Source organism: Patiriisocius marinus, from assembly GCF_008974325.1.
GTDB classification, from domain to species: Bacteria; Bacteroidota; Bacteroidia; order Flavobacteriales; family Flavobacteriaceae; genus Patiriisocius; species Patiriisocius marinus.
Genome location: NZ_BKCG01000001.1, coordinates 508,083 through 521,365, shown reverse-complemented (window position 1 = coordinate 521,365; position 13,283 = coordinate 508,083). Strand labels below are relative to the sequence as shown.

At 34.9% G+C, this 13,283-nt stretch carries 10 protein-coding genes; 5 read left to right on the top strand and 5 right to left on the bottom strand.

What is annotated here, in order from left to right; all coding sequences use genetic code 11:
* Positions 1-35 precede the first annotated feature (35 nt).
* Positions 36-2,888, bottom strand: coding sequence for a DNA polymerase I (polA, locus tag GBH57_RS02315; protein ID WP_151672958.1), 2,853 nt, complete (start codon positions 2,886-2,888; stop codon positions 36-38).
* A 267-nt stretch (positions 2,889-3,155) separates the two neighbouring features.
* Between polA and GBH57_RS02310 the strand changes: the two genes are divergently transcribed.
* Positions 3,156-4,091: an isoaspartyl peptidase/L-asparaginase family protein gene (locus GBH57_RS02310; RefSeq protein ID WP_151672438.1), complete on the top strand. Its 936-nt coding sequence runs from the start codon at positions 3,156-3,158 to the stop codon at positions 4,089-4,091.
* 73 nt (positions 4,092-4,164) lie between these two features.
* Here the strand turns inward: GBH57_RS02310 and GBH57_RS02305 are convergent, their stop codons facing one another.
* A complete protein-coding gene (locus tag GBH57_RS02305) occupies positions 4,165-5,025 on the bottom strand; it encodes a cyanophycinase (protein ID WP_151672437.1) in 861 nt (286 codons plus the stop codon).
* Between the two features lie 175 nt (positions 5,026-5,200).
* Here GBH57_RS02305 and cphA point away from each other — a divergent pair, with 175 nt between their 5' ends.
* Positions 5,201-7,837, top strand: coding sequence for a cyanophycin synthetase (gene cphA, locus GBH57_RS02300; protein ID WP_151672436.1), 2,637 nt, complete (start codon positions 5,201-5,203; stop codon positions 7,835-7,837).
* Between the two features lie 104 nt (positions 7,838-7,941).
* Here the strand turns inward: cphA and GBH57_RS02295 are convergent, their stop codons facing one another.
* Together GBH57_RS02295 and GBH57_RS02290 are read right to left on the bottom strand one after the other, a co-directional pair.
* Positions 7,942-8,625 carry a LytR/AlgR family response regulator transcription factor gene (locus GBH57_RS02295; protein WP_151672435.1) on the bottom strand — a complete coding sequence of 228 codons (684 nt, stop codon included), beginning with the start codon at positions 8,623-8,625 and terminating at the stop codon, positions 7,942-7,944.
* Positions 8,626-8,746: 121 nt separating this feature from the next.
* Positions 8,747-10,498, bottom strand: coding sequence for a histidine kinase dimerization/phosphoacceptor domain -containing protein (locus GBH57_RS02290; RefSeq protein ID WP_151672434.1), 1,752 nt, complete (start codon positions 10,496-10,498; stop codon positions 8,747-8,749).
* A 307-nt stretch (positions 10,499-10,805) separates the two neighbouring features.
* Here GBH57_RS02290 and GBH57_RS15955 point away from each other — a divergent pair, with 307 nt between their 5' ends.
* The 3 genes from GBH57_RS15955 to GBH57_RS02280 all read left to right on the top strand — a co-directional run bounded on the left by GBH57_RS15955 (position 10,806) and on the right by GBH57_RS02280 (position 12,620).
* Positions 10,806-10,955 (top strand): hypothetical protein, encoded by a 150-nt coding sequence (locus GBH57_RS15955; RefSeq protein ID WP_161596054.1) that lies wholly within the window; start codon positions 10,806-10,808, stop codon positions 10,953-10,955.
* A gap of 80 nt (positions 10,956-11,035) precedes the next feature.
* On the top strand, positions 11,036-12,259 hold the full coding sequence (locus GBH57_RS02285; protein ID WP_151672433.1) for a metallophosphoesterase: 1,224 nt from the start codon (positions 11,036-11,038) through the stop codon (positions 12,257-12,259).
* A gap of 64 nt (positions 12,260-12,323) precedes the next feature.
* Positions 12,324-12,620: a thioredoxin family protein gene (locus GBH57_RS02280; protein ID WP_151672432.1), complete on the top strand. Its 297-nt coding sequence runs from the start codon at positions 12,324-12,326 to the stop codon at positions 12,618-12,620.
* Between the two features lie 9 nt (positions 12,621-12,629).
* On the opposite strand, the gene GBH57_RS02275 is transcribed toward GBH57_RS02280, so the two are convergent.
* Positions 12,630-13,277: a polysaccharide deacetylase family protein gene (locus tag GBH57_RS02275; RefSeq protein ID WP_151672431.1), complete on the bottom strand. Its 648-nt coding sequence runs from the start codon at positions 13,275-13,277 to the stop codon at positions 12,630-12,632.
* Between the last annotated feature and the right edge of the window lie 6 nt (positions 13,278-13,283).

Here is a 13,283-nt window from a genome sequence, read left to right as displayed (position 1 = left end):
TATATGCGAAAACTTTAAAAAAAAGCACCTTAGTTTTAATGAGCTTCTAGCCAATTTTGACCAACGCCAACTTCAACATCTAATGGTACATCCATTAAATACGCATTTTCCATTTCGTACTTTATAAGTGTTTTCATCTCCTCTAATTCAGGTTTGTAAACATCAAAAACAAGTTCATCATGAACTTGAAGGAGCATTTTTGTTTTATAATGTCCATCTTCAAGTTTACGATGAATGTTGATCATTGCAATTTTAATAATATCAGCAGCGCTTCCTTGAATAGGTGCGTTCACCGCGTTACGTTCTGCAGCACCTCTAACAATAGCATTGCTTCCATTAATTGCGTTTAAGTAACGACGACGCCCCATAATAGTTTCTACATACCCATGTTCGCGAGCAAAATTTACTTGCTCACTCATATAATGTTTAAGTTTTGGATATGTCTCGTAATAAGCGTCAATTAGTTCTTTAGCTTCACCTCTAGATAAATCGGTTTGATTGCTTAATCCAAATGCCGATACACCGTAGATAATTCCGAAATTCACTGTTTTTGCATTACTACGTTGTTCGCGAGTAACTTCGGCTAATGGCACATCAAAAACTTTGCTTGCAGTAGATGCGTGAATATCTTCTCCATTTTTAAAAGCTTCCATCATTGTTTCTTCCTGGCTTAATGCTGCAATAATTCGTAATTCTATTTGCGAATAATCTGCCGCTAAGAGCACGTAGTTTTCATCACGAGGAATAAACGCTTTACGCACCTGGCGACCTCGTTCTGTTCTAATTGGGATGTTCTGTAAGTTTGGATTATTACTGCTTAAACGTCCTGTGGCGGCAACTGTTTGCATATAATCAGTATGAACGCGTTGCGTTGCTTCTTCTACTTGTAATGGCAATGCATCGACATAAGTAGATTTCAATTTAGCAAGACCGCGATATTCTAACACGTCGGCAATTATTTTGTGATCTTTTGCTAAGTAGCTCAATACATCTTCAGCTGTAGAATACTGCCCTGTTTTTGTCTTTTTAGGTTTCTCTACAAGTTTCATTTTTCCGAAGAGAATTTCACCTAATTGTTTTGGAGAAGCGATGTTAAATTCTTCGCCCGCTTCTTCGTAAATATTTTTTTCTAATGTTAGAATGTCACTATCAAGATCGCCAGATAATGAGTTTAAAAAGTCCTTGTCAAGGTTGATTCCTTCTGCTTCCATGTCAGCTAGTACTCGAACAAGAGGTACTTCAATGTCAGTAAAAAGCTTTTGGTTGTCAGCTTCTATTAATTCTTTGCTGAAATGTTCTTTTAATTGTAGTGTGATATCGGCATCTTCCACAGCATATTCCGTTTGTTCTTCAACAGGAACATCGCGCATTGATTTTTGATTTTTCCCTTTTTTCCCAATTAATTCGGTAATTGAAACGGGTGTATAATTCAAGTACGTTTCGGCTAAAACATCCATATTATGACGCATATCTGGATTGATGAGGTAATGCGCTAACATAGTGTCAAATAACTGCCCTTTTACGGAAATGTCATATTTCCGAAGTACTTTAATATCGTATTTTAAATTCTGCCCTATTTTTTCAATTTCTGTTGACTCAAAGAAAGGTCTTAGTTGCTCAATTAATTCTTGTGCAGCTTCCTTTTCCTCCGGAAATGCCACATAAAAACCTTTTCCGGCTTCCCAAGAAAAAGCTATCCCAACGAGTTCTGCTGTTAACGGGTTTAAGCCTGTGGTTTCCGTGTCAAAACACACACTAGGCTGTTTCATTAGGTTACCAATAAACAATTTAGTCCCCATCCCTGATTGTACTAACTGATAAAAATGCTCAGTATCTTTTATAGTTTTTCTGCTGCTAAAAACTTCGGTTGCAGTACTAGGTTGGCTATCTCCACCAAAGAGGCTAAATTGCCCTTCACCGGCATTAGTGGTTGGTGCAGCTTTTTGAATTGTTTTTTTAGGAGTCGTTTCTTCGTGGTTTGTTCCTTTTGAAGCCATCGCTTCTACAGAAAATGCATTCGTAAAATTAGTTGTAAGACGTCTAAACTCAAGCTCTTCAAATATTTCAGTTACGGCAGTTACGTCTGGTTCGCTCATTTCGAAATCCTTCTCGTGGAATTCCACAGGAACGTCTAGCATGATAGTTGCAAGTTTTTTACTAAGCAAACCTAGTTCAGCATTTGCTTCAACTTTCTCCTTCATTTTTCCCTTAAGCTGCTCTGTGTTTTCAAGAAGTCCTTCCATTGAACCAAACTGCTTAATGAATTTTTTTGCGGTTTTATCACCAACGCCAGGAAGTCCAGGAATGTTATCACTAGCATCTCCCATCATCCCTAAATAATCAATAACTTGAAGTGGGTTTTCTACTTCAAACTTTTTTAGTACTTCAGGAATCCCCCAAGTTTCATAACCACCACCAAAAACTGGGCGGTACATAAATATATTTTCTGAAACTAATTGCGCGAAATCCTTATCTGGGGTTACCATAAAAGTAGTGTAGCCAGCTTTTTCAGCTTGTTTAGAAAGTGTTCCAATTACATCATCAGCTTCAAAACCTTCCTTTACCATAATAGGAATGTGCATGGCTTCTAGTATTTTATAGATATACGGAATTGCAATTTTAATTCCGTCTGGAGTTTCGTCACGGTTTGCTTTGTATTCTTCAAACATTTCAACTCTATTTGCGCTTCCACCTTTGTCAAAACACACTGCTAAATGATCTGGACGTTCTTTTTTAATTACATCTAAAAAAGAATTCATAAAACCCATAATGGCACTTGTATCCATCCCTTTAGAGTTTATTCTTGGATTTTTTATTAGGGCATAATATCCTCTAAAAATAAGGGCGTATGCGTCAACGAGAAAGAGGCGTTTTTTTTGGTCAGACATTTTTTGAGGTGTCGTCTCGAGTACAGCCGAGAGGTTTGTGAAATTTCCTAAACGTATTGTTTTCGACTGCACTCGAACGGAGATTTCTAATTAATTCAAAAATAGAAAAAACCAAAAGCACCTACCAACAATCATCAAAGGAGATACTAACAAAATGATTTACTATTAATAGTGGGGCATTATATTTAAAAATAAGCGTGTTTTAAAAAAGGTATTCTTTTCATATTGTGTTTACAATCCGTAATTTTCACTTCTGAAATTTTAATTATGAAAAACTATTCTATTGCCATTCACGGAGGTGCAGGAACACTTGTAAAAGGGTTGATGACAGAAGCTCTTGAAATTAAATATAAAAACGCTTTACAAGCTGCCTTAGACGCAGGTTCTAAGGTGCTTGAAGAAAGCGGAACTGCGCTTGATGCTGTAGAGGCAGCTGTTGTGGTACTAGAAGATTCTCCTTTGTTTAATGCTGGCAAGGGGGCTGTTTTTACACATACGGGAACTCACGAAATGGATGCCGCTATAATGGACGGAAAAAATTTGGAAGCTGGAGCAGTATCTTTGATTACAGGTATTAAAAACCCAATTTCATTATCGCGCGATATTATGGAAAAAAGTGATCATGTGTTTCTTGCAGGTGATGGAGCAATGGAGTTTGCGGCAAAAAATGGATATGAGGTTAAAGACGCAGATTATTTTTATGATGAAGTTCGCTATCAACAGTGGCAAAACATAAAAGGAAGTGATAAATTTCAGTTAGATCATTCTGTAAAAAAAGACAGTAAGTTTGGAACCGTTGGAGCAGTTGCCTTAGATATGCAAGGTAATATTGCTGCTGCGACATCTACAGGTGGAATGACAAATAAAAAATGGGGTAGAGTGGGTGATAGCCCAATGATTGGTGCAGGAACATACGCAAATAACGAAACCTGTGCAGTAAGTTGTACCGGTAGTGGTGAGTTTTTTATTCGTGGAGTAGTTGCTTATGATGTAAGTTGTTTAATGGAATACAAAGGACTCTCATTAGAAGAAGCGGCTAAGGAAGTTATTCAAAATAGAGTGCTTAAAATAGGTGGTGACGGAGGTTTGATAGCTGTTGATACAAAAGGAAATATTACGATGCCTTTTAATACTGAAGGAATGTACCGAGCGTTCAAAAAATCTAATGGTGATACCTCAGTTTCTATTTATAAAGAAGCATAGTTTCTAATTGATATTACATTAAAAGAGCGCATATAGCGCTCTTTTAATGTAATATGTTTTATAGCATAATTTATTAATCATGGTCAACAACTACTTTTAGTGGGCTAACCTTTACTTTTTTCTTTTTAATATTAAAACGATCACCACTAGCTAAGATGTGAGTTTTTAAGTTCACTAATGACATAGCAGTACCTTCTTTTAAAAGTGCGTGATTATTATGTCTAGCTTTTCGTGCATTAAAAAGTATAACCATCCCTGAGCCTATTACTTCAAATTTTCCATTTTTAATAATAAGTCCAGTGTCTTCAGCAAGACCAACACCTATTAGCATTGGGAATCTAGCTACTGCCTCAGCCATTCTACCAAAACGCCCACGACGTATAAAATGACTGTCAATTATAAGTTGAGGAATAAAGCTCATTCCTTTATCCATGCCAACAGCACCTTTAATAAAACTTTCTTGGCTACTTCCGCCAGTAATCATTTCACGACTCATACACATAGCACCTGCACTTGTTCCTGCAATTACAAAAGGTTCATTTTTGTAACGTTTCAGCATAATATCGTGCAACTTTGTATCACCTATTTTTTTTGTAATTTTTGATTGATCTCCGCCAGAAAACATAACACATTTAGCAGATTTCATTCTTTTTATATATTCCTCCTTATCAGAATCTTCACGATTTCTAATATCCATTACAAATAGATTAGTACAACCTAGCTTGCCAAAAGCTTCTAAATAGTTTTCACCTACTTCTTCTGGAATACTTGATGCAGTTGGGATAATAAGTATCTCAGCGTCAATGCCACCAGCTTCTTTCACTACTCTAGATAATATTCCTTCTTCAATAAATTCCTGCGTATACATTTCGCTAGTTTCTACTCCTTTGTCTTCGTTACCTCCTATAGGTATTAAGATTCCTTTTGGGCTCATTTTTTAATTCTGAAATGTTATTAGTCTGCAAAAATACACCATTTAATATAGGAAAGTGATATATTTAAGGATTGTTCAAAAGCGACTAACGATTTATTTTACAATGCTTAATGTGAAGGATATTGCCTGCTAATGCTCAATAAATAAACGTATAAATTAACATAACAAATCCAATATGAAAATACGCGAAATAAACGCCATGCGAGGCCCTAATTATTGGTCCGTTCGAAGACATAAGTTAATTGTAATGGTACTTGACTTAGAGAAGATGGAAGAATTTCCTTCAGATAAAATTCCTGGTTTTTCAGATCGATTACAGAAAATGTTCCCAACAATGTATAGTCATCGTTGTAGTGTAGGAACTCCCGGAGGTTTTTTTGAACGTGTAGTTGAAGGTACTTGGATGGGTCACATTATTGAACATATTGCCTTGGAAATTCAAACTCTTGCAGGAATGGATACAGGGTTTGGTAGAACAAGAGATTATGGAGAACATGGGGTATATAATGTTGTGTTTTCTTATATGGAAGAAAGCGTAGGGCGATATGCTGCTGAAGCTGCAGTTGCCATTTGTGAAGCATTAATTGCTAATGAAGAATATGACCTTGAACCAGACATACAACGTATGCGCGAACTTCGTGAATCTTCAAGATTAGGACCTAGTACAGGTAGTATTGTTGAAGAAGCAGCTAGCAGAGGAATCCCATGGATTAGGTTAAATCAATATTCATTATGCCAACTAGGGTATGGTGCAAACCAAAAAAGAATACAAGCTACTGTAACTTCTGAAACTTCTAGTATTGGGGTTGAGTTAGCTTGTGATAAAGAAGATACAAAGTATTTACTTGAGCAAGCTGAAATTGATGTGCCAAGAGGCGATATTATTAGTCGCGAAAGCAGCCTTGAAGAAGCTTGTCGTTATGTAGGTTACCCACTAGTAATTAAACCTATAGATGGAAATCACGGGAGGGGTATTACAGTAGATATTCAAAATTATGAAGATGCTGTTGTAGCTTTTAACGCCGCAAAAGAAGTAAGCAGAAGAGTAATTGTAGAGAAATTTATTACAGGAGAAGATTATAGACTTTTAGTTATTAATAACGTTTTAGTTGCAGGAGCTAAAAGAACTCCCGCTCACGTAATTGGTGATGGAAAACAAACTGTTGAAGAACTAATAAAAGAAGTTAATAGCGACCCGCGAAGAGGTTATGGACATGAAAAAGTACTCACCCAAATAACTATTAACGACCTTACAAAAACTATTATTAAAGACGCTGGAAAAACGTTAGAAACTGTTTTAGAAAAAGGAGAACAATTAATTTTAAAAGACACAGCAAACTTAAGTACTGGTGGTACAGCTGAAGATATTACGGATATTATTCATCCTGCAAATGTGAGTATGGCAGAGCGAATTAGTAAAATTATCGACCTCGATATTTGTGGTATTGATATTATGACCAGCGATATTAGCCAGCCCCTTTCTGAAACTGGCGGTGCCGTTTTAGAGGTAAATGCGGGGCCAGGATTTAGAATGCACTTAGCGCCAACAACGGGGTTACCTCGTAATGTAGCAGCACCAGTTATTGATAAATTGTTTCCTAAGCAAGGAGATACGGGACGTATTCCTATTACTGCAATTACAGGAACAAATGGTAAAACAACTACAAGTAGGTTGATTGCCCATATGGCAAAAATGAAGGGTTATAGAGTAGGGTATACAACTAGTGATGGTGTTTATATCCAAAATAGATTATTAATGACAGGCGATTGTACAGGACCTGCAAGTGCTGAGTTTGTACTTAAAGATCCTACAGTAAATTTTGCAGTATTAGAATGTGCTCGTGGAGGATTGTTACGTGCAGGATTAGGTTTCAAAAATTGCGATGTTGCTGTTGTGACAAATGTTGCTGCAGATCACTTAGGTTTAAAGGGAATTCATACCATTGAACAATTAGCTAGAGTTAAAGCTGTAATTCCAGAAACTGTTCTACCAGACGGAACAGCAGTTTTAAATGCAGATGATGATTTGGTTTACGAAATGCGCAGAAACTTAAATTGTAATGTTGCATTGTTTTCAATGGATGAAAATAATACACATATAAAAGCTTTACAACGCAAAGGTGGAATCACAGCAGTGTATGAAAATGGGTATGTTACTATTTGTAAAGGCGAATGGAAAATGCGAATTATGAAAGCGGAACACATTCCGTTAACGTATGGTGGAAAAGCAGATTTTATGATACAGAATGTGCTTGCTGCAGTTTTAGTAGCGCAAGTTCATGGTATTCGTATTGAGGATATGAAAATGGCGCTTGAAACTTTTATACCAAGTGCAGCCCAAACTCCAGGGAGGCTAAATCTCTTCAAGTTTGAAAATTTCAGTATTTTACTAGATTATGCGCATAATCCTGCGGGAATGAAAGCGCTAAAACAATTCTCAGATAAGTTAGATGCGACTCATAAAGTTTGCATTATTGCAGGAATAGGTGATCGAAGAGAGGAGGATAATAATATGATAGGTAGTATAGCTGCTGAGATGGCAGACGAAATTATTATTAGACAAGACAAACGTTTACGAGGTAAAACCGAAGAGGAACTCATTAAAATGCTAGATGATGGTATTAAAATGGCCAACCCGAAAATGAAAACTACAATTATTCCTAGTGAAAAAGAGGCTATAACTCATGCAGTAAATACAGCTAAAAATGGTTCGTTAATTATTCTATGTAGTGATGTTGTGCCAGATGCATTAGAACTTGTTCAAAAATTTAAAGAACAAGAGGCTAATGGAGAAAAAATATTTGCGGAGTAACCTTTTAAAAAGTTTATATAAAAAAAGACCGTAATCCCCACGATACGGTCTTTAAATTCTCAAGTTTTTAAAAGCATGAGAACTTTAAGTTTTATCTATCAATATTATTCTAGTCGCTTACTTAATGCTTTCTTGTTTCCGTAACTCAATGGAATTTCGTGATTTTCAATTACGATACATTCCGATTTAATTCCTGATACTTTTCGCAAGTTTACCCAATAACTTCTGTGGCATTGGAAAAAATGATTTTGGTTTAATAGTTCAGATGTGCTTTTTAATGTGTGCGGCACAATGTATTCTCCGGAAGCTGTAATGATGTAACAGTAGTTGTCAAACGCTTTGAGATATTGAATGGAAGCTTGATTAATAGCTATTTTTTTACCAGCACTTTTAATATGGATTATTTCGTCTTCATCTTTTGCAATACTATGCCAAGCAAGTTCAATATTACTTAATAACCCTGCCTCGGTAAATGGTTTTACAATATAACCCAGCGGGTTTGTTTCTTTAACTCTAGCAAGCGTATTAGGGTCTGTTTGCGACGTTATGTATAAATAAGGAACACTAAGTTTGTCTAAGTATTCAGCGACGTCTACACCGTCTTTATTTCCTTCTAGTTGAATGTCAAGTAATACTAAAGTGGGTTGTAGTTTTGTGATTTCTACTACAGCTTCGTTAAATTCATCACTAGTGCCAAGCACTTCAATCCCTTTCTTTTTTAATGCCATTTTAATGTTCATTAAAATAAGAGGTTCATCTTCTACGATATAGATTCTAGGCTTATTCACAGGTTAGTTTATCTACTAAAGATACAAATATCATTTTACGAAAAACAATTTCTTTAGTGAATAAAGGTTTTTTTTAGTGAGTGAAAACCGAAATAATTCATTGTTTTCTACTATGTTAGTGTCATAAAACCTCAAAGCGTTTCATAATTACTTTTGCAACAGTTCCTTTTGGAATATTTTTTTCGTGAGTAAGTCTTGCTTTTAGTTTTTTAGATAGTGCATCAATTAATTCAATGCCAAATGATGTATCTTTTATTGATTCAGGCATTCCTAAGCCATTATCTATAACCTCAAGGATTAGTTTGTTTTGTTCTGTATAAAGGTTTATTTGCATAAAACTTTCTGCAGTAACCGGTTTAAATGCGTGTTTTAGAACATTTGTTATTAGCTCGTTTAAAATCAATCCTATAGGTGTAATGGTTTCAATAGAAAGCACAAGTTGTTCTGCATTTATTTGATACTTTATTTTAGTGTTTTCAAATTGATGACTTTCAATTATATCTTTCGTGAAATCTTCAATATATTCCTTAGAGTCAATCCCAACAAGTTGATCTTTGCTGTACAATTTTTGATGTATTAAAACCATAGATCGCACACGATTTTGAGCTTCTTTAATTGCAAGTTTTGCTTCCTTGTTTTGTGCGGTTTCACTTTGTATAAAGAGCAGAGAAGATACCATTTGAAAACTATTTTTTACTCTATGGTGTGTTTCTCTAAGTAATATGTTTTTTTCATCTATGGTTGCTTCTAGCATTTTTTTCTGTTTTGCTAAAAGACCATTTTTCTTTTTGTTTTTAAAGTAAGAAAATAATACTGCTGCTAGTAAAATTGTTACTAATCCAGCAATCCATAATAATAGTGTTTTAGTGGCTTGTTGTTTTTCAATTTCTCTTTGTTTTTTTTCATTTTGGTATTGTGCCTCCATTTCAAAAACAGTATCATCTCGTTGGCCACTTTTAACTTCTTCATATAATAAAATGTACTCGTCACGATATTCTAGCGCTGCTTTAAAATCTTCCTTTAGTTTATAGCTATCGGAAATGGCTCGAGCCATTAAACTTTTATCTCTAAAACTTTTAATAGAAGGGTATTCAATAAGCAAACGCTGAAGTGCATTTTCAATTCCTGTGCTATCTCCAAGGGCTTTTTTTATCTCTACTAAAAAAATCAGGTTCCGTTCAGAGTCATAATTATCGGGATGCTTTATAATGGCTTTTTCAACCATTTCAAGTGCTTTAGAATATTCTTTTTTTCTTTTAAAAAGGTTTGCTAGATTAGCGTATGTACTATAATTTATGTCTTCTCTTACAGGAATTTTAATACTTTCTAGAAGCATTTTTTCTGCTAAGTCATAATTTCCTTGAGAGGAATTTATTGTTCCTAAATTTGTAACACATTTTTTCTGAAGTACAAGGTCACTTTCATTCAATGCTCTTTCGTAAGCAATAGTGTAATATTCTTTTGCCTTATCGTAATTATCGCTAGTATGAAACATAACGCCAAGCGAATGATAAATTGAAGTAGCATAATTTAAATTGTTTTCTTCAGCTAATGCGATACCTTGAAAATAATAGTTACTAGCTTTTTCGTAGTCGCCCGATATAATTTCGTGATAGAGTCCTTTAGATTCTAAAGCAATAGCCTTACCAAGAGTGTATTTGTTTTTTTCTGAAATTTTAAAAGAAAGATCATTGTAAATAACAGCACTATCATTTTCCGCCATCATATATTCCCACGCAAGATCAATATATAGCTGAGCCTTGTCTTGATAGGTAACTGCTGTGTCTAAGGACTTTAGAAGACGCTCTTTTTCAGATTGTTCTTGGGTATAGCAAAGTAGGGGGAGGAATAGGAAAAGTAATAGTTGTTTCATTTAAGGGGCTAGTTTTCTAAAAACAAGATACTAAGAAATATGTAAGTGCCTCTTTGTAAATACTATAAAATGGAAAAGTCATCACAGTGTGATGACTTTTCGCCCCAAATTTGATTAATACCTTTAGGTACTAACCTACTTATGTTTAACAAAACTAAACATTTTTTCCGAGCAGAAATGTAGGAATATACGTTAGGGTAAACACCTGTTTTCTGTTCGTATTTTATGTAATTGATGTTTTTTTTAAAATTATATAACGGAAGTATAAACAGGACTATGCTAAGCTGTCACTATTGTAAACGCTATTTTGTTTCTATTATTGTTAGCAAGAAAGCTTGAAATATTCAGTATTACTACCTATAATATTGATAAGAAAAAAGAAGCAGCGTGGAATGGCGTTTTAATAGCTGAAGTTACGATGTTTCAAGACGAAAAAATTGATAATGTGACTCTCTAGTTTGATATGAGTGTTTAACATAGCGCTAACTTTATTATATTATTGATTAGTTATCTTTGACTTATACAAAACCTATTTTTATGCTCCGCTGGATTATCCCAATTGTTCTATATATTCTTATTGATGTTTACGCATTCCAAGCGGTAAAGACTATAACTAAAAACCCGCTATTGCACGGGTTGTATGTGTTAAGTTCTGTAGTTGTTTTAGGATTGTTTATTTACGCCATTTCAACTGGAGAGGCAAGGACTAACCCGAAACTAATGTATGTTTTTGGTCTTTTCTTAGCGCTTCTTGTTCCTAAATTACTGCTTGTACTAATTATGTTTGGCGAAGATATTGTGCGTTTTGTTTTGGGGCTTATTTCTAAAGTAGGGGGAAGTGAAACAGGATTTCATATGCCTTCTAGAAGGAAGTTTTTAAGCACCGTTGCATTGGGTATTGCAGCATTACCATTTGCAAGTTTATTGTATGGAATGGTTAAAGGTAAATACAATTATAAGGTACTAAAATATGCGCTTGAATTTGATGATTTGCCAGATGCATTTGATGGCTATACATTAACTCAAATTAGTGATGTTCATAGCGGAAGTTTTGATAATGCCGAAAAGGTTAATTACGCAGTTGATTTAGTAAATAAGCAGAAAAGTGATATTATATTATTTACAGGTGACTTGGTTAATAATGTAGCTTCTGAAATGAATGAATGGAAAAATGTTTTTGGTAGCTTAAAAGCTAAAGATGGTGTATATTCTGTTTTGGGAAACCACGATTATGGTGATTATGTTGAGTGGAACACCCCTGCTGATAAAATTAATAATCTTCAAGAGTTAAAAGATATTCAAAAAGAAATGGGCTGGGATTTATTGCTTAATGAAAGCCGAACTTTTGAACGTGATGGGCAGGCTATAAAATTAGTTGGAGTTGAGAATTGGGGAAAAGGAGGTTTTAAAAAATCTGGAGATTTAGAAAAAGCTTGTGAACATGTAGCTCCTGAAGATTTTACAATATTAATGAGTCACGATCCTTCTCACTGGCAAGCTCAAGTAAAGGAACACCCTAAAAATATTCATCTTACTTTAAGTGGACATACTCATGGAATGCAGTTTGGTATCGAAATACCAGGTTGGTTTAAATGGAGTTTAATAAAATATCGTTATGAAAATTGGGCTGGAGTCTATGAAGAGTTTGGTCGCTATATTAATGTTAATCGTGGTTTTGGATATTTAGGATACCCTGGTCGAGTTGGAATCTGGCCAGAAGTAACAGTAATTACCTTGAAAAAGAAGCTGAAGACCGCTTAGCGCTTATATTTAAACGATAAATGTTATATTTGTTTGTATATTCCTCAGTTAAAAAATAAAACAAATGTCAAAATTTGGAGAATTAATAGAAACACACGTACCTGTCTTGTTAGACTTCTATGCAGAATGGGATGAAGCTTGTAAATCAATGCATCCTGTTTTGCGCGATGTAGCAGTAGCACTTGGGGATAAGGCAAGAGTGATAAAGATCGATGTAGAAAAAAACTCTGAGCTTGCTGAAGCTTTACGAGTAAAGGGATTACCTACGCTTATGATATATAAAGAAGGTGAAATGAAATGGCGTCAAAGTGGACAGCAGGATGCGAACACTTTAATAGGCTTAGTTAAAGAATACATTTAGTATTATATTTTATACCGAAATGCCCTCACAATTATACCCTTGTCTTTTTATATAATCTAGTACTTGAGGGAGTGCATATCTCAGATTTTTTTCAGCTTTAAGACTGTCGTGGAAAATGATGATACTTCCCGGTTTAATATTTCGGATTACATTATCAAGGCATTTTTTTTCACTAATGGATTTGTCATAATCCATACTAAGTATATCCCACATAATAATTTTAACTCCTTTCTTTAACAAGTGATTAGCCTGTTTTGACGTCATTTTTCCATAAGGAGGACGAAATAGCTTGTTGTTTGTTGTTAGCTCAGATTTTGACTGGATGGCCTTATTGCATTTTTCAATATCACTTAAATATACCTCGAAAGGTGTTTTCCAGCCATTAAGGTGGTGCTGTGTGTGATTTCCTATTGTGTGTCCATCACTAATAATTTTTTCTAAAACTTCAGGATGTTTAAGCACATTGTCGCCTATACAAAAAAATGTAGCTTTTGCTTGATGCTTTTTTAGTTGTTCTAAAACCCAAGGAGTTACTTCGGGTATAGGACCATCATCGAACGTTAAATAAACAGTGTTTTTAGAATTCAAAAACGCCCAAATTCGTTTGCGGAATAACCGCTGCACAAATTTAGGCGTTTTAGCAAATGCAAATTTCATGACTAT

Coding starts and splice junctions, on each gene's coding strand:
- polA (WP_151672958.1), bottom strand. CDS start 2,888: ATGTCTGACCAAAAAAAACGCCTCTTTCTCGTTGACGCATACGCCCTT.
- GBH57_RS02310 (WP_151672438.1), top strand. CDS start 3,156: ATGAAAAACTATTCTATTGCCATTCACGGAGGTGCAGGAACACTTGTA.
- GBH57_RS02305 (WP_151672437.1), bottom strand. CDS start 5,025: ATGAGCCCAAAAGGAATCTTAATACCTATAGGAGGTAACGAAGACAAA.
- cphA (WP_151672436.1), top strand. CDS start 5,201: ATGAAAATACGCGAAATAAACGCCATGCGAGGCCCTAATTATTGGTCC.
- GBH57_RS02290 (WP_151672434.1), bottom strand. CDS start 10,498: ATGAAACAACTATTACTTTTCCTATTCCTCCCCCTACTTTGCTATACC.
- GBH57_RS02285 (WP_151672433.1), top strand. CDS start 11,036: ATGCTCCGCTGGATTATCCCAATTGTTCTATATATTCTTATTGATGTT.
- GBH57_RS02280 (WP_151672432.1), top strand. CDS start 12,324: ATGTCAAAATTTGGAGAATTAATAGAAACACACGTACCTGTCTTGTTA.
- GBH57_RS02275 (WP_151672431.1), bottom strand. CDS start 13,277: ATGAAATTTGCATTTGCTAAAACGCCTAAATTTGTGCAGCGGTTATTC.